Annotated in this window: 15 protein-coding genes; 5 read left to right on the forward strand and 10 right to left on the reverse strand. The window is 71.2% G+C overall.

All coding sequences use genetic code 11. The features are described from left to right. The first annotated feature begins 2 nt into the window (after positions 1–2). A complete protein-coding gene (locus OG230_RS25945; RefSeq protein WP_328906117.1) occupies positions 3–1,058 on the forward strand; it encodes an ABC transporter ATP-binding protein in 1,056 nt (351 codons plus the stop codon). Between the two features lie 102 nt (positions 1,059–1,160). Further along, on the forward strand, positions 1,161–1,610 hold the full coding sequence (locus tag OG230_RS25950; RefSeq protein ID WP_328906118.1) for an SRPBCC family protein: 450 nt from the start codon (positions 1,161–1,163) through the stop codon (positions 1,608–1,610). 68 nt (positions 1,611–1,678) lie between these two features. On the opposite strand, the gene OG230_RS25955 is transcribed toward OG230_RS25950, so the two are convergent. From OG230_RS25955 to OG230_RS25970, 4 genes are all read right to left on the reverse strand, one after another. Then, positions 1,679–2,845: a hypothetical protein gene (locus OG230_RS25955; protein WP_328906119.1), complete on the reverse strand. Its 1,167-nt coding sequence runs from the start codon at positions 2,843–2,845 to the stop codon at positions 1,679–1,681. Beyond that, positions 2,827–3,564 carry an ABC transporter ATP-binding protein gene (locus OG230_RS25960; protein ID WP_328906120.1) on the reverse strand — a complete coding sequence of 246 codons (738 nt, stop codon included), beginning with the start codon at positions 3,562–3,564 and terminating at the stop codon, positions 2,827–2,829. The genes OG230_RS25955 and OG230_RS25960 overlap by 19 nt, the downstream gene beginning before the upstream one ends. 215 nt (positions 3,565–3,779) lie before the next feature. Then, on the reverse strand, positions 3,780–5,159 hold the full coding sequence (locus tag OG230_RS25965) for an aspartate aminotransferase family protein (RefSeq protein WP_328906121.1): 1,380 nt from the start codon (positions 5,157–5,159) through the stop codon (positions 3,780–3,782). Continuing rightward, positions 5,144–5,650, reverse strand: coding sequence for an Lrp/AsnC family transcriptional regulator (locus tag OG230_RS25970; protein WP_328906122.1), 507 nt, complete (start codon positions 5,648–5,650; stop codon positions 5,144–5,146). Before OG230_RS25970 ends, OG230_RS25965 begins: the two co-directional genes overlap by 16 nt. Before the next feature lie 161 nt (positions 5,651–5,811). Here OG230_RS25970 and OG230_RS25975 point away from each other — a divergent pair, with 161 nt between their 5' ends. Together OG230_RS25975 and OG230_RS25980 are read left to right on the forward strand one after the other, a co-directional pair. Next, positions 5,812–7,251, forward strand: coding sequence for a gamma-aminobutyraldehyde dehydrogenase (locus tag OG230_RS25975; RefSeq protein WP_328906123.1), 1,440 nt, complete (start codon positions 5,812–5,814; stop codon positions 7,249–7,251). A gap of 184 nt (positions 7,252–7,435) precedes the next feature. Further along, positions 7,436–8,599: a polyamine ABC transporter substrate-binding protein gene (locus tag OG230_RS25980; protein ID WP_328911538.1), complete on the forward strand. Its 1,164-nt coding sequence runs from the start codon at positions 7,436–7,438 to the stop codon at positions 8,597–8,599. Positions 8,600–8,612: 13 nt separating this feature from the next. Here the strand turns inward: OG230_RS25980 and OG230_RS25985 are convergent, their stop codons facing one another. The 6 genes from OG230_RS25985 to OG230_RS26010 form a co-directional block, all read right to left on the reverse strand. Next, on the reverse strand, positions 8,613–9,803 hold the full coding sequence (locus OG230_RS25985; RefSeq protein ID WP_328906124.1) for a serine hydrolase domain-containing protein: 1,191 nt from the start codon (positions 9,801–9,803) through the stop codon (positions 8,613–8,615). A 91-nt stretch (positions 9,804–9,894) separates the two neighbouring features. Then, on the reverse strand, positions 9,895–10,623 hold the full coding sequence (locus OG230_RS25990) for a response regulator transcription factor (protein WP_328906125.1): 729 nt from the start codon (positions 10,621–10,623) through the stop codon (positions 9,895–9,897). Then, positions 10,620–11,804, reverse strand: a complete 1,185-nt coding sequence (locus OG230_RS25995; protein ID WP_443051379.1) for a sensor histidine kinase — start codon at positions 11,802–11,804, stop codon at positions 10,620–10,622. Before OG230_RS25995 ends, OG230_RS25990 begins: the two co-directional genes overlap by 4 nt. Next, positions 11,804–12,610 carry an SAM-dependent methyltransferase gene (locus OG230_RS26000; protein WP_328906126.1) on the reverse strand — a complete coding sequence of 269 codons (807 nt, stop codon included), beginning with the start codon at positions 12,608–12,610 and terminating at the stop codon, positions 11,804–11,806. The genes OG230_RS25995 and OG230_RS26000 overlap by 1 nt, the downstream gene beginning before the upstream one ends. A 65-nt stretch (positions 12,611–12,675) precedes the next feature. Continuing rightward, the gene (locus OG230_RS26005) at positions 12,676–13,398 is read right to left on the reverse strand and encodes a glycerophosphodiester phosphodiesterase (RefSeq protein WP_328906127.1); all 723 of its coding nucleotides are present in this window, start codon (positions 13,396–13,398) and stop codon (positions 12,676–12,678) included. Between the two features lie 20 nt (positions 13,399–13,418). Then, positions 13,419–14,453, reverse strand: coding sequence for an adenosine deaminase (locus tag OG230_RS26010; RefSeq protein WP_328906128.1), 1,035 nt, complete (start codon positions 14,451–14,453; stop codon positions 13,419–13,421). A gap of 128 nt (positions 14,454–14,581) precedes the next feature. On the opposite strand from OG230_RS26010, the gene OG230_RS26015 reads away from it, so the two are divergent. Beyond that, the gene (locus tag OG230_RS26015) at positions 14,582–15,295 is read left to right on the forward strand and encodes a DUF4190 domain-containing protein (RefSeq protein WP_328906129.1); all 714 of its coding nucleotides are present in this window, start codon (positions 14,582–14,584) and stop codon (positions 15,293–15,295) included. Positions 15,296–15,341: the final 46 nt, after the last annotated feature.

The raw sequence follows: 15,341 nt of genomic DNA on the forward strand, positions 1-15,341 counted from the left end.
CCATGCTGACACTGGAATCGGCCACGGTCCGCTTCGGGCGGCGGACGGCGCTCGACGCGGTGGACCTGGAGGTCGCCGACCACGAGATCGTCTGTGTGCTGGGGCCGAGCGGCAGCGGGAAGTCGACGCTGCTGCGGGTGGTCGCCGGGCTCCAGCCCCTGGACGGCGGCCGGGTGCTGCTGGACGGCGCCGACCAGGCGGGTGTGCCGGTGCACCGGCGGGGCCTCGGCCTGATGTTCCAGGACCACCAGCTGTTCCCGCACCGCGATGTCGGCGCCAACGTCGCCTTCGGGCTGCGGATGCACGGCGCCGCGCGCGCGGAGCGGGAACGGAAGGTCGAGGGACTGCTCGGTCTGGTGGGGCTGCCGGGCGCCGGCCGGCGGGCCGTCGCCGCGCTGTCGGGCGGCGAGCAGCAGCGCGTCGCGCTGGCCCGGGCGCTCGCCCCCAGCCCGAAGCTGCTGATGCTGGACGAACCCCTGGGACAGCTGGACCGGAGCCTGCGCGAACGCCTGGTCGTCGAACTCCGTACGCTGTTCGGCCGCCTGGGTACGACGGTGCTGGCCGTCACCCACGACCAGGGCGAGGCGTTCGCGCTCGCCGACCGGGTGGTGGTGATGCGGGACGGGCGGATCGCCCAGGCGGGGACCCCGATGGAGGTCTGGCAGCGGCCGGCCTCCGCGTTCGTGGCCCGGTTCCTCGGCTTCGACAACGTGGTGGACGCCGAGGTGACGGGCGCCGTCGCGGACACCGCCTGGGGCAAGGTGGCCGTGCCGGAGGGGGAGTGGCAGGGCGCCTGCGAGCTGCTGGTCCGGCCGGCCGGGGTGCGGATCGGCGCCCCGGACGCCGGGCTGCGCTGCACGGTGGGGGTGCGTACGTTCCGGGGGCACCACGTCTCCGTACTGCTGCACCCGGACAGCGGACCCGCGCTGGAGGCGGAGTGCGCGCTGCGCGACACGCCGGAGGAGGGCTCCGCGGTCGGCGTGACCTTCGATGTGGCGGAGACGGTGGTCCTGGCGCCGGACGGCAGGGGCGGTGTCCGGGGCGCGACCGGGGAGTGACCGGCTGGCGGCACCCTCCGGAGCCTGGTCCCCTGGAACCGGCAGCACAGCCCGGCCGAAGGCCACCACGGGCTCCGGGCCGCTGGGGAAAGGACAGGGACCATGAACGGGTCAGTACGCGAGGGCATCGACATCACCCGTGTCTTCGACGCCCCACGGGAGCGGGTGTTCGAGGCGTGGACGACGCCGGAACCCTTCGCCGCCTGGTACGGCGGTGACGCCGACGTACCGCTCGACCGGGTGTCGATGGATGTCAGGCCGGGCGGGAAGTGGAGTCTGGTCATCGTCGTACCCGGTACGGAGATGCCGTTCCACGGCGTCTACCGAGAGGTCGTCGAACCGGAGAGGCTGGCCTTCACGCTGAAGGACGCCACCGCGCCCGAGGAGGCGGAGGGCGAGATCGTCACCGCCACGTTCACCGGGCGGGGGCGCACCACCGAGATGGTGTTCCGCCAGCGCGGCGGCAACCTCACCCCCGAGCAGTACGCGGCGGCCGAGGACGGCTGGGAGGCGTTCTTCGACACCCTCTCCACGGTCCTCGCCGCGTCCTGAGGACGGGTCCCGAGGACGGGGCCTGACGACAGGCACCCGAACGGGGCGGCCCGCCACGACGCGGAGCGTCAGGCGGTCAGCGGCAGCGCCGCCAGTTCCGCCACCACCCAGGTCAGCGGTGCGAACACGAGCAGCAGCGCACCCGTCCGGAGCGCGGTGGCGCTGCGCAGCGCGGAGGCCGGGGCGCCCATTCTGAGGAGCGCGTCCGCCGTGTCGGCGCGGGCCTGCTTCGCCTCCAGCGCGGAGGTCAGCAGCGTCGCGGTCGTGCAGCCCAGGACGAGCGCGGCTCCGAGGGCGGTGAGGGGGCCGAAGGGGCGGGGCCCCGTCCCGTACAGCGCGACGGCCGCGATCACCGCGGACAGGACCGCGCAGACGACTCCGATCGGGCGGCCGATCCGGTTCGCCTCGTTCATCAGGACCCGGCCGGCCAGCAGGCGCACGGCTCCCGGGCGTACCGCCTGGAGCAGCTGCCCGCAGAGGTAGGTGAGGCCGGGCCCGGCCATGGCCAGGCCGATCGCCGTCAGGGTCCAGCCCGCCAGGACGCCGGCGGGGGCGGCGTCCAGCCTGCCCGGCAGCGGGAACGGGTTTCCCGCCGCTCCCCGGCTCACGTACGCCTCGACCGCGAGACCCGCCGCGGTCAGGGCGACGCCCCACGGCAGACCGGACGGAGCCCGTGACGTACCGGCCTCGTCGGTGACCTCCGCGGTGTCGGAGGAGGGCGCCGAGGGCCGGGAGCGCAGAGCCAGCGCACTCGCGAGCGCCGAGGCCACCGGCACGAGGGCGAGCAGCACGAGGGCGGCTGCCAGGGGCAACGGGGCTTCGGCGCCCAGCAGTTCGGCCGCACCGCCGTCGAAGGGCAGCCCGGTCAGGTCGCCGCGCAGGTGGAGGAAGAAGAGCAGGGCCACCATCGAGCCGAGCGTGGTGGAGACCGCGGTGGAGACGGCGGCGAGCACGGAGAGTCTGACCGGCCCGAGCCCGATGGCGGAGAGTCCCGGGCGGGGGCGGGTGCCCGGGTCCGTCCGGGCCACCGCGACGGCGAACTGCACGGTGGCCGCCAGCGGCACGAGGCACCAGAGCAGCCGCAGCACCGATCCGGTGGCCTGCGCCGGGTGCCCGGAGGCGTACCCCAGGGTGCACAGCAGCAGGAAGCCGACTCCGGCCGACGCGGCGGCGACGAGCAGCCGCCGGACCAGGACCAGAGGATGCGTACCGCGGGTCAGACGGAGAGCGAGCACGCCGAGCGGCCCTCCGCATCGGGTACGGCGGGCAGGGAGACGGTGCTGACGCGGCGGCCGTCCAGCAGGGCGACCGCGCGGTCGGCGAGGGCGGCGACCTCCACGTCGTGGGTGGCGATGACGACCGTGATGCCGTGCGAGCGGGCCGCGGTCGTCAGGGTGCGCAGGAGCTGCGTGCGTTCGGCGCGGTGGAGCGTCGCGGTCGGCTCGTCGGCGAAGATCACGGACGGCGAGGCGGTCAGCGCGCGGGCGACGGAGACCCGCTGGCGCTGGGCCTGGAGCAGCGCGTGCGGTCGCTTCTTGGCGAAGGCGGCGATGTCGAGGCGCTCCAGCCACTCCAGCGCGGCCTTCTTCGCGGCCCGGTGCGAGGTGCCCCGCAGGAGCAGCGGAAGGGCCGCGTTCTCCCAGGTGGTCAGCTCCGGTACGAGCTGGGGCTCGGGGGCGATCCAGCCGAACCGCTCACGGCGCAGCTGTTCGCGCAGGCGGGGGCCCATGGTGTGGATGGGGACGCTGTTGAACCAGACCTCGCCCTGCTGGGGCACCAGCTGTCCGGACAGACAGTGCAGCAGCGTGGTCTTCCCACTGCCGCGCGGCCCGGTCACGGCAAGGATCTCGCCGTCCCGGATGCCGACGGAGACACCACCGAGCCCGGGTGAGCCGTTGTGGGAATGATGCAGGGAACGCGCCCAGATCACGTCGTTGTCCGGCGGGGCCACCATGGCGTACACCTCGGTTCAGATCAGATTTCCCGTCCCCCGTACGGGGGAACGAAGACGCGGCCGATCGGTCACTCGGCACGGTAGGCAGCCCGGCCCTGGTGTGCGCACAGCACGCGGCCCGGATGCGCTCCTTCTCACTCGAAAGGCGTATCCGGGCCGCGTGGACCGTATGAAATGACCGCTGGAACGTCGTCAGCCGGCGGTCACCCGCGGGGTCAGAGCTTCGTCCACGCCTCCGTGAGGACGGACCGCAGGATGCCCTCGATCTCGTCGAAGGTCGACTGGTCGGAGATCAGCGGCGGCGCGAGCTGGACGACCGGGTCGCCACGGTCGTCGGCCCGGCAGTACAGGCCGTTGTCGTACAGCGCCTTGGAGAGGAAGCCGTACAGGACGCGCTCGGTCTCCTCGTCGGTGAAGGTCTCCTTGGTGACCTTGTCCTTCACCAGCTCGATGCCGTAGAAGAAGCCGTTGCCGCGGACGTCGCCGACGATCGGCAGGTCGTGCAGCTTCTGCAGCGTCGTGAGGAAGGCGTTCTCGTTGTCGAGAACGTGCTGGTTGAGGCCCTCGCGCTCGAAGATGTCGAGGTTGGCGAGGCCGACGGCCGCGGAGACCGGGTGGCCACCGAAGGTGTAGCCGTGCAGGAAGGTGTTGTCACCCTCGTAGAACGGCTCGGCGATGCGGTCCGAGACGATGCAGGCGCCGATCGGGGAGTAGCCCGACGTCATGCCCTTGGCGCAGGTGATCATGTCCGGCACGTAGCCGAACTTGTCGCAGGCGAACATCGTGCCGAGGCGGCCGAAGGCGCAGATGACCTCGTCGGAGACGAGCAGCACGTCGTACTTGTCGCAGATCTCGCGGACGCGCTGGAAGTATCCGGGCGGCGGCGGGAAACAGCCACCGGCGTTCTGCACCGGCTCCAGGAAGACCGCGGCGACGGTGTCGGGGCCCTCGAAGAGGATCTCCTGCTCGATCTGGTCGGCGGCCCAGCGGCCGAAGGCCACCGGGTCGTCGCCGTGGATCGAGGCGCGGTAGATGTTGGTGTTCGGCACCTTGTGGGCGCCGGGGACCAGCGGCTCGAAGGGGGCCTTCAGGGCCGGCAGGCCGGTGATCGACAGGGCTCCCTGCGGGGTGCCGTGGTACGCGACGGCACGCGAGATGACCTTGTACTTGGTGGGCTTGCCCTTGAGCTTGAAGTACTGCTTGGCCAGCTTCCAGGCGGTCTCGACGGCCTCGCCGCCACCCGTGGTGAAGAAGACCTTGTTCAGGTCGCCCGGGGCGTAGTCCGCGAGACGCTCGGCCAGCTCGACGGCCTTGGGGTGGGCGTAGGACCACACCGGGAAGAAGGCGAGCTCCTGGCCCTGCTTGTACGCCGCTTCGGCAAGCTCATGACGGCCGTGGCCGGCGTTGACCACGAACAGGCCGGACAGGCCGTCGAGGTAGCGCTTGCCCTGGTCGTCGTAGATGTAGGTGCCCTCGCCACGCACGATGGTGGGAACGGGCGCGTTCTCGTAGTCCGACATGCGGGTGAAGTGCATCCACAGGTGGTCGTACGCGGTTCGGCTGAGGTCCTTGCTCACGGCTATCGGGTTCCCCACATATAGGTCTGCTTCTTGAGCTTGAGGTAGACGAAGCTCTCGGTGGAGCGCACGCCGGGTATGGCCCGGATGCGTTTGTTGATCGTCTCCAGCAGGTGGTCGTCGTCCTCGCAGACGATCTCCACCATCAGGTCGAAGGAGCCCGCGGTCATGACCACGTACTCGCACTCGGCCATGGCCGCCAGGGCTTCCGAGACGGGGTCGAGGTCTCCCTCGACATTGATGCCGACCATCGCCTGACGGCGGAGGCCCACGGTGAGCGGGTCCGTGACGGCGACGATCTGCATCACGCCCTGATCGAGCAGCTTCTGGACGCGCTGGCGTACAGCCGCTTCGGACAGGCCGACGGCCTTGCCGATCGCGGCGTACGGACGGCGTCCGTCCTCCTGGAGCTGCTCGATGATTGCGAGAGAGACGGCATCGACCGTCGGGGACGATCCGTTCCCGGTCCTGGAGTCTGCGCTGCGACTGGCCACAGGGCCACTCTGCACCGAGACTCGTCTGTCTGGCAACCCCGGATCGATGAAATTCGTTGTTTGCGGACCTGGATCTCACTGAATCCGAAGTTGACGGACTACGGGTATGTCGAAAGCGTCACCGAAGCGATTAGGGTGGAATCTCATCCATCGGACAGCCGACAGGAGGGGTGGTTGTGACCACCGAGGTGCGCCGTCTGCGCAACTACATCAACGGAGAGTTCCGGGACGCCGCGGACGGGCGGACCATCGACGTGGTCAACCCGGTGACGGAAGAGGTCTACGCGACCTCCCCGCTCTCCGGCCAGGCCGACGTCGATGCCGCCATGGAAGCGGCGGCAGCCGCCTTCCCCGCCTGGCGTGACGTCACGCCGGCCGAGCGCCAGAAGGCTCTGCTCAAGATCGCGGACGCCTTCGAGGAGCGGGCCGAGGACCTCATCGCGGCCGAGTCGGAGAACACCGGCAAGCCGCTGGAGCTCACCCGTACCGAAGAAGTCCCGCCGATGGTGGACCAGATCCGCTTCTTCGCGGGTGCCGCCCGGCTGCTCGAAGGCCGCTCGGCGGGCGAGTACATGGAGGGCCTGACCTCCATCGTCCGACGCGAGCCGGTGGGCGTGTGCGCCCAGGTCGCGCCGTGGAACTACCCGATGATGATGGCCGTCTGGAAGTTCGCCCCGGCGCTCGCCGCGGGCAACACCGTCGTCATCAAGCCGTCCGACACCACTCCGGCGTCGACCGTGCTGATCGCGGAGATCATCGGCCAGATCCTTCCCAAGGGCGTCTTCAACGTCATCTGCGGCGACCGTGACACCGGCCGCGCGATGGTCGAGCACCCGACCCCGGCCATGGCCTCGATCACCGGTTCGGTACGGGCCGGCATGCAGGTCGCCGAGTCCGCGGCCAAGGACGTCAAGCGCGTCCACCTGGAGCTCGGCGGCAAGGCGCCCGCCGTGGTCTTCGAGGACAGCGACATCGCCAAGGCCGTCGAGGGCATCTCCGTCGCGGGCTTCTTCAACGCCGGCCAGGACTGTACGGCCGCGACCCGCGTGCTGGTCCACGAGTCGATCCACGACGAGTTCGTCACCGCGCTCGCCAAGGCCGCCGCCGACACGAAGACCGGCCTGCCGGACGACGAGGACGTGCTCTACGGCCCGCTCAACAACGCCAACCAGCTGAAGCAGGTCAGCGGCTTCATCGAGCGCCTCCCCGCCCACGCCAAGGTCGAGGCGGGCGGTCAGCGGGTCGGTGACAAGGGCTACTTCTACGCCCCGACCGTCGTCTCCGGCCTCAAGCAGGACGACGAGATCATCCAGAACGAGGTCTTCGGGCCGGTCATCACCGTCCAGTCGTTCACGGACGAGGCCCAGGCGCTGGAGTACGCGAACGGCGTCGAGTACGCGCTCGCCTCCTCGGTGTGGACCAAGGACCACTCCCGCGCCATGCGCATGTCCAAGAACCTCGACTTCGGCTGTGTGTGGATCAACACCCACATCCCGCTCGTCGCCGAGATGCCGCACGGCGGGTTCAAGAAGTCCGGCTACGGCAAGGACCTCTCCGCGTACGGCTTCGAGGACTACACCCGCATCAAGCACGTCATGACGTCGCTCGACGACTGACCGGCGTACCGCACAGCGGTGGTGACGGCCCCGGGCACACGCCCGGGGCCGTTCCCGTTCCCGCCCGTCCCCCGTCATCGACAGGGTGTGCGGAGCGGGCCCGCCCCGCTGGACGGTTGGTCCATTGCCCGCCGCGGTGCCCGACCGGCATCCTGCGCAGGTGCGAGCGATCTTGAACCACCCCATGTCCCGCCGTTCCCTCCTGCGTTCCCTGGGGGCGGGAGCGGCCGGTGCCGCGCTGGCGGGCTGCGGAGTGCCCGCCGCCTATGTCGAGCCGGGCGACCGCGCCGGCCGCGACACCTCGGACACCGACCGCTCCCTGCACTTCGCCAACTGGCCGCTGTACATCGACACCGACGACGCGGACGAGTCCCGTCGGCCCACCCTCGACGCCTTCACGAAGCGCACCGGGATCTCCGTCACGTACACCGAGGAGATCAACGACAACGACGAGTTCTTCGGGAAGATCAGCCCCGCGCTGATGAACCACCAGCGCACCGGCCGGGACCTGATCGTCGTCAGCGACTGGATGGCCGCCCGCTTCGTACGGCTGGGCTGGGTGCAGGAGATGGACCGGGCCGCGCAGCCCAACGTCGCCCGGTACCTGGACCCGCAGCTGCGTTCCCCCGCCTTCGACGAGGGCCGCACGCACACCGTGCCCTGGCAGTCCGGGATCACCGGCATCGCGTACAACCGCAGGAAGCTCGGCCGCGAGATCCAGCACACGAGCGATCTGTGGGCGAGCAACCTGCGCGGCAAGGTGTCGCTGCTGTCCGGCCTCGACGAGTCCTTCGCGCTGCTGATGCAGGGCAACGGGGTCGACGTCACCCGCTGGACGGCCGACGACTTCCACGAGATGTGCGAACAGGTGGACAAGCTCGTCAGGTCCCGGCACATCCGCCGCTTCACCGGCAACGACTACATCAAGGACCTGTCCACCGGCGATGTCCTCGCCTGCCAGGCGTACTCCGGCGATGTCATCCAGCTCCAGGCCGACAACCCGGACATCGAGTTCGTGGTGCCGCAGGAGGGGGCCGAGCTGTGGTCCGAGAGCCTGATGATCCCCAACCTCGCCGGCCACAAGCGCAACGCGGAGAAGCTCGTCGACCACTACTACGACCCGGAGGTGGCGGCCGAACTGGCGACCTGGGTCAACTACGTCTGTCCGGTCCCCGCCGCCCGAGAGGTGCTGGCCTCCTCTGAGGACGAGGAGACCGCCGCGCTCGCCGAGGACCCGCTGATCTTCCCCGACGACGCGCTGCGCAAGCGCCTCGCCATCGCCAGGGACATCACCTCCGAGGAGCGGTCCGCCTTCGCCAAGAGGTGGAACTCGATCGTCGGTCTGTAGTCCCGGCCACGGGTCAGTTCCGCGAGGGCTCACCGAAGGCGGTGACGATGAGGTTCATCACCACCTCGTTGGTCTCGCGGCCCTTCGCGTCCGTGGAGTTCACGCTGTAGACGAGCGTGCGCGAGAGGTCGCGGGCAGCCCCGATCCCCGTGTTGTAGCCCCAGCGGCCACCGGTCTTGCCCCAGACCTGGCGTCCGCCGAGCTTCCACGAGGTCAGGCCGGCGCTGTACGCCGCGGGGTCGCCCGTCCTGTAGTCGCGCACGGACGCGTCGGGCAGCGTGAACATCTCCTCCAGCAGCGGACCGCGCACCACGTGGCCGCCGAACAGGGCCTCGGTGAAGTGCTCCAGGTCCCTGGTGGTCGAGATGATGTCGCCCGCTGCCCAGCCGTCCGTGGCGCTCCAGACGCTGGCATCGCGCAGCACGGTGGTGCCGTCGGCCCGCACCAGCTTCTGATAGCCGTGGTTGTGCGGGCCGTGTATCCGGGGATCGGTACCAGGGAACGACGTGCCGTGCAGGCCGAGCGGCTTCAGGATGCGGCGCGTGACCTCGTCTTCGTACGAGTGGCCGGTGACCTTCTCGATCAGGAGGCCGGCCACGGTGTACCCGATGTTGGAGTAGTTCTGCCGGGTTCCGGCGGGGAACAGCTCCTCCTTGGCGGTCGCGGAGGCGACCATCTCGCGGGGCGAGTAGACATGGAAGCGGTTGGCGTAGGCGTCCTCGGTCGTGCTGCCGGGGAAGTCGGCGGACGGCAGGCCGCTCGTGTGGTTCAGCAACTGCCGGACGGTGACGTCTCCGTACGTGGCCGGGACGTCCTGGGGAAGGTAGTCACGGGCGGGCCGGTCCAGGCCGACCTTCCGTTCCGCGGCGAGCTGGAGCACGGTCGCCGCGGTGAAGACCTTGGTCACCGATCCCGCGCGGAACCTGGCGTCCGGGTCGGCCGGGCGATGCGTCTTCAGGTCGTGCACGCCGGAACTGCCGCGCCAGCTGCCGTCGCTGCCGGAGAGGCGGACGAGAGCGGCGGTCGCGCCCTCGTCCGGCAGCCCGGCGATCACGGCGCGCAGCGCCTCGGCATCCGGGGCCTCGTACGCCGGGACGGCCGTGACCGACCGGGCGCCGCCCAGGGCGGAGGCCGGGACCACCGGGCCTGCCGCGATGCCGAGAACGAGAGCCGCGGCGAGGACCGTGCGGGTGCGGGTGTTCATCGTGATGCCTCCTGGGGAGTCCGGGCCGCCCGTCACCACCGGCGGCTCCTGCTGACGGACTCCATCCTGGTGATCGCCGGGCCCCGGGGGATCACCCCGGCGGGCGGTCTGCGGCTGGTCGTCCTCTCGCCTGTACGGGGGAGTGGAGGGCGGCTTCTCCCTCCGGCGAGGGAGCGACGAGTCCCGACTCGTACGCGCAGATGACCGCCTGGATCCGGTCGCGCAGGCCCAGTTTGGACAGCACGTTCCCCACATGCGTCTTCACCGTGTGCTCGCTGACGACCAGCGCGCCCGCGATCTCCGCGTTGGACAGGCCACGCGCCAGATGCAGCAGGGTCTCCCGCTCCCGGGCGGTCAGCACGTCCAGCCGCTCGGACGCCCGCACACCGGGCACCGCGGGGCGCGCGGTGTACTCGGCGATCAGCCGACGTGCCACGGACGGCGCCAGCAGCGAATCCCCGGCCGCCACCACCCGTACCGCATGGACCAGGTCGTCCCGGCGCACGTCCTTCAGCAGGAAGCCGCTCGCGCCCGCGTGCAGCGCGTCGTAGACGTACTCGTCGGAGTCGAAGGTGGTCAGCATGACGGTCCGGCAGTCCGACTCCGAACTGATCGCCCGGCACGCCTCGATGCCGTCCATGAGCGGCATCCTGATGTCCAGCAGGGCCACCTCGGGCCGCGTCCTGCGCACCGCGTCGACCGCCTGCGTCCCGTTCGCGGCCTCCGCGACGACCTCGATGTCCGGCTGCGCGTCCAGGATCATCGCGAAGCCGCTGCGCACCAGTTCCTGGTCGTCGGCCACCACCACGCGGATCGTCAACTCCCCACCCCCTTCTGTGACGTCACCAGCCGAAGGGTGACATGGACCTGGAACCCCCGGCCGTCGGGACCGGCGCCCGTGCGGACCGTTCCGCCGTGCACGGCGGCCCGTTCGCGGATGCCGATCAGCCCGAAGCCGGTCGTCGACCCCGGTCCCCGCCCGTCGTCCGTCACCGTGATCGTCACCTCGTCTTCCGTACGGTCGAGTTGTACGCGGACGTGCTCGGCGCGGGCGTGCTTGACCACGTTCGTCAGCGCCTCCTGCACGATGCGGTGCACCGTGGCCTCCGCGTCCAGGGGGAGCGGCCGGTCGGGACCCGTCGTCTCGTGCGTGACGGCCAGACCGCCCGCGCGGACCCGCTCGATCAGGGCGGGGAGCCCCGCGAGCGCGGGCTGCGGCCCACGCGACGCGTCCCCGGGGGCCTCGTCCTCCCGGAGCACGCCGAGCATCCGGCGCAACTGCACCATCGCGTCCCTGCCGGTCTCCGAGATCGCGTCGAACGCGGCCTCCGCCCGTTCCGGCGCGGTACGGACCGCCACCGGACCCGCCTCGGCCTGCACGATCATCAGGCTCACCGCGTGGGAGAGGATGTCGTGCATCTCGCGTGCGATCCGGGCCCGTTCACGCGCGGCGGCCTGCTCGGCCTCGATCCGCCGCGTCCGCTCCAGCTGCAGCGCCCGGTCCTCCACGGCCCGGGTGTACGCACGCCGGGTGTGGGTGAGCAGGCCGAACGCGTACGCCGCGGTGAAGACGATGAGCGAGAAGACCAGCTCCCGCGCCTCACCGGTGTTCAGCGCGGCCGAGGGGAAGACGATCGCGAGGGTCAGCGCCCCGAGTATCCGGCGCCGGGGCGCCGGTGCCTGGGCGGCCACGGTGTAGAGGGCGACCAGGCCGGTGTACGGAAGTGTCTGCCCGGGGCCGTCGACGGCGAGCCCGTACAGGCCCTGCGCCGCGATGACCGCGAGGAGGACCCTGGCGGGTGCCCTGCGCCGCCACACCAGCGGCACCACGGTGAGCGTCGTGAGCAGGTACGCGGGCAGCGTCGCCGGCTCCAGGCGTGGGTCGCGGGGCAGGATCCACGGCATGCTGACGGCCGCCTGCACCAGCAGCGCGACCCCGATGTCCGCCGTCCACGGAGCCCTGGAACGCAGGGCCCGTAACCCTGCCTCAGGTATGTCCACTACGGCTTCCGCGCCACCGCGCCGAACTGGGCGACCTCGGTCTCCCGGCTGCCGGGCTCGGCGCGCCAGCGCGCGCAGGACACGATGCCGGGCTCCAGGATGTCGAGGCCGTCGAGGAACGCGGCGAACTCGGCGCGGGTGCGGGCGGTGATCGGCGGGGTGGCGTTCTCGTTCCAGAAGCGCATCGCCGCCTCGTTGCCCTCGCCGCCCAGTTCCAGGGTGGGGTGGGTGAGGACCAGATAGCTCCCGGACGGCATCGCGTCCATCAGCTTCCGTACGATCCCCAGCGCCTCGCCGGTGTCCAGGACGAAGTTCAGGATGCCGAGCATCATCACCGCGACCGGCCGCTTCAGGTTCAGCGTCGGCTCGACGGAGCGCAGGATCTGCTCCGGCCGGTGGGCGTCCGCGTCGATGTACTCGGTGGCGCCCTCGGGCGAGCTGGTGAGCAGCGCGCGGGCGTGCGCCAGGACGATCGGGTCGTTGTCGACGTACACGACGCGGGAGTCCGGCGCGGTGTGCTGGGCGATCTCGTGGGTGTTGTTGAAGGTCGGCAGGCCGGTGCCGATGTCCAGGAACTGGTTGACGCCCAGGTCCCCGGCCAGGTGGCGTACCACCCGGCCGAGGAACGCCCGGTCGGCGCGGGCCACTTCACCGATGCTCGGATACATGCCGGTGACCTGGTCGCCGACCGTCCGGTCCACGGGGTAGTTGTCCTTGCCGCCCAGCCAGTAGTTCCACACCCGGGCGTTGTGCGCGATGTCGGAACGTACGCGGGCGGGGACGGATTCGGGGCTGGGGTCGGTCACGTCTGCTCCTCTGGTGCCGGGCCGGGCATCACCGGCGATGCCGCGCCTCCATGATGCAGGATCGATCAAGGTGCCTTGACGGCAGGGGAGTTGGCGAGTACGGCGCGCAGGGCGTCGATGCGGTTCGTGGTGATCGAGTCGACGCCCCGCTCGACGAGCCGGCGCATGGTGCGCTTGGTGTCGGCCGTCCAGACGGAGACGAGCATCCCGTCCCGGTGCACCCGGTCCGTCAGCTCCCGGCTCACCAGACCGAACCGGTAGTTCATCCAGCGCGGCTTCACGGCGTCCAGGAGCGCGGCGCGCGCGGGCGCGAGCGAGGTCCAGGTCAGTGCGATCTCGGCGGACGGATCCGCCGCCCGGACCCGCAGCATCGCCTCGCCGCCCGCGCAGTAGTACACCCGGTCGGCGGCCCCGCACTCACGGACCACTCCGACGATGTTCCGTACGGAGGCGTCGGAGGAGCCCGGCAGGTCGATCATGAGGCGGTGGTCCCCGCCGTCGAGCAGTGCCTCGCTCAGCGTGGGCACGCCGCCCGAAGTCAGCTCGGTGAGCTCCTCGTGACGGATGCGGTCGAGACGCAGGTCCTGGCCCCACAGACGCTCCAGGGTGGAGTCGTGCAGCAGGACCGGCACCCCGTCGCGGGTGACCCGGACATCGATCTCGACCGCGTCCGCCCCGTGGTCCAGGGCGGAGCGGACCGAGAGCAGCGTGTTCTCGCGGACTCGGTACGGATCGCCGCGGTGGGCCACGGCGGTGACGGTGGGGGCGGTGCTGACGGTGTGAGCCATGGGCCCATTGTGGCGGGGCGTCACCGCGCGGGGGTCTCCAGCCAGTTCGCCGTGTACGTGTCGATCTCGGCGGCGAGGGCCCGCTTGCCGGCCGCGTCCAGGAAGGACGCCTCCACCGCGTTCTTCGCGAGGTCCGCCACGCCGCGCTCGTCGAGGCCGAGAAGGCGGGCGGCCACGCCGTACTCGTTGTTGAGGTCGGTGCCGAACATCGGCGGGTCGTCGCTGTTGATCGTGACGAGGACGCCCGCCTCGACCATCTCGCGGACCGGGTGCTGATCCAGATCGGCGACCGCGCGGGTGGCGATGTTCGAGGTCGGGCAGACCTCCAGCGCGATCCGGTGCTCGGCGAGGTGTTCGAGCAGCTTCGGGTCCTGGACGGAGCTCGTGCCGTGGCCGATGCGCTCGGCGCGCAGGGCGGTCAGCGCGTCCCAGACGGTCTGCGGCCCGGTGGTCTCGCCGGCGTGGGGGACCGAGTGCAGGCCCTCGGCGATCGCCCGGTCGAAGTACGGCTTGAACTGGGGGCGGTCGACACCGACCTCAGGGCCGCCGAGACCGAACGAGACGAGCCCCTCGGGCCGCAGGTCCACGGCGAGCCGGGTGGTCTCGGCGGCGGCCTCCAGGCCGGCCTCGCCGGGAATGTCGAAGCACCAGCGCAGGACGACCCCGAGTTCGGCCTCGGCGGCCTTGCGGGCGTCCTCGATCGCCTCCATGAAGCCCTGCTCCGGGATGCCCCGCCGGGTCGAGCTGAACGGGGTGACGGTCAGCTCCGCGTACCGGATGTTCTGGCGGGCCATGTCCCGCGCCACCTCGAACGTCAGCAGCCGCACGTCCTCGGGGGTGCGGATCAGGTCCACCACCGAGAGGTAGACGTCGATGAAGTGCCCGAAGTCGGTGAAGGTGAAGAAGTCCACCAGGGCCTCCGGGTCCGTGGGGACCTTGGAGTCGGGGTGGTGGGCGGCCAGTTCCGAGACGATGCGCGGCGAGGCGGAGCCGACGTGGTGGACGTGCAGCTCGGCCTTGGGCAGCCCCGCGATGAAGGGGTGCAGATCGTTCATCGGACTCTCCGGAGGTCTCGGTGGCAGGTGAATTCGGCCGGGAGCACCGGCCGCACCGGTCATCGTAGGCGGGGGCCGGGGGTCCGGAGGCGGGCCGTAGCATGACGGGACCACGATGGGGGAGGCCCATGTCAGACAGCACAGAGCAGCCAGGGGGCGGGCCCGCTCCGAAGGATCCGTGGGCGCCGCCGGACAGCCGGGTGGAGCTGGGGAAGCCCGCCGCCGCCGGCCCGCCGCCCGTGCACGACCAGCCGACCGTCAGCGCCATGCCGGGCCTGGGTACCGGCCCCGTGCCGGGAGCCGCCGGACCGGGATTCGGACCGGGTGACACCGCTGCCGGCTTCGGTCCGGGCGACGCGTCCGTACCGCCGCCGCCGATCGCGCCGAACGGCCCGGGGCAGGCAGCCCCGCCCGCGGGGCAGTACGGCTACCCGGCCGCGCCGGTCCCGCCGTACGGCGGTTACCCGGGCAGCTATCCCGGCTACGGCGGGCAGTCCGCCTGGGGCGGCCCGCAGCCCGCGAACGGCCTCGGCACCGCGGCCATGGTGCTCGGCATCCTGGCCGTCTGCCTGTTCTGCGTCTACGGGATTCCGAGCCTGATCCTGGGCGTCCTCGCCCTGATCTTCGGCATCCTGGGCCGCAAGCGGGTCCAGCGCGGCGAGGCCAGCAACAACGGCCAGGCGCTGGCGGGAGTCATTCTGGGGTCCATCGGTATCGCCCTCGGTGCGGCGATCATCGGATTCTTCATCTGGCTGTTCGCCACGCACAGCGAAGAGTTCAGCGACGTCAACGAGTACGAGGACCCGTACGCGACGTCACTCGTCGTCGACGCGGGCCGGTAGCCGTCCCGGCCTCGTCCGTCCGGACCGACCGTCTGCGGTCCGTCCG

Origin of the sequence: Streptomyces sp. NBC_00234, from assembly GCF_036195325.1 — a bacterium.
GTDB lineage: Bacteria > Actinomycetota > Actinomycetes > Streptomycetales > Streptomycetaceae > Streptomyces.

Coding starts and splice junctions, on each gene's coding strand:
- OG230_RS25980 (WP_328911538.1), top strand. CDS start 7,436: ATGTCCCGCCGTTCCCTCCTGCGTTCCCTGGGGGCGGGAGCGGCCGGT.
- OG230_RS25945 (WP_328906117.1), top strand. CDS start 3: ATGCTGACACTGGAATCGGCCACGGTCCGCTTCGGGCGGCGGACGGCG.
- OG230_RS25960 (WP_328906120.1), bottom strand. CDS start 3,564: ATGGTGGCCCCGCCGGACAACGACGTGATCTGGGCGCGTTCCCTGCAT.
- OG230_RS25985 (WP_328906124.1), bottom strand. CDS start 9,803: ATGAACACCCGCACCCGCACGGTCCTCGCCGCGGCTCTCGTTCTCGGC.
- OG230_RS26010 (WP_328906128.1), bottom strand. CDS start 14,453: ATGAACGATCTGCACCCCTTCATCGCGGGGCTGCCCAAGGCCGAGCTG.
- OG230_RS26015 (WP_328906129.1), top strand. CDS start 14,582: ATGTCAGACAGCACAGAGCAGCCAGGGGGCGGGCCCGCTCCGAAGGAT.
- OG230_RS26005 (WP_328906127.1), bottom strand. CDS start 13,398: ATGGCTCACACCGTCAGCACCGCCCCCACCGTCACCGCCGTGGCCCAC.
- OG230_RS25950 (WP_328906118.1), top strand. CDS start 1,161: ATGAACGGGTCAGTACGCGAGGGCATCGACATCACCCGTGTCTTCGAC.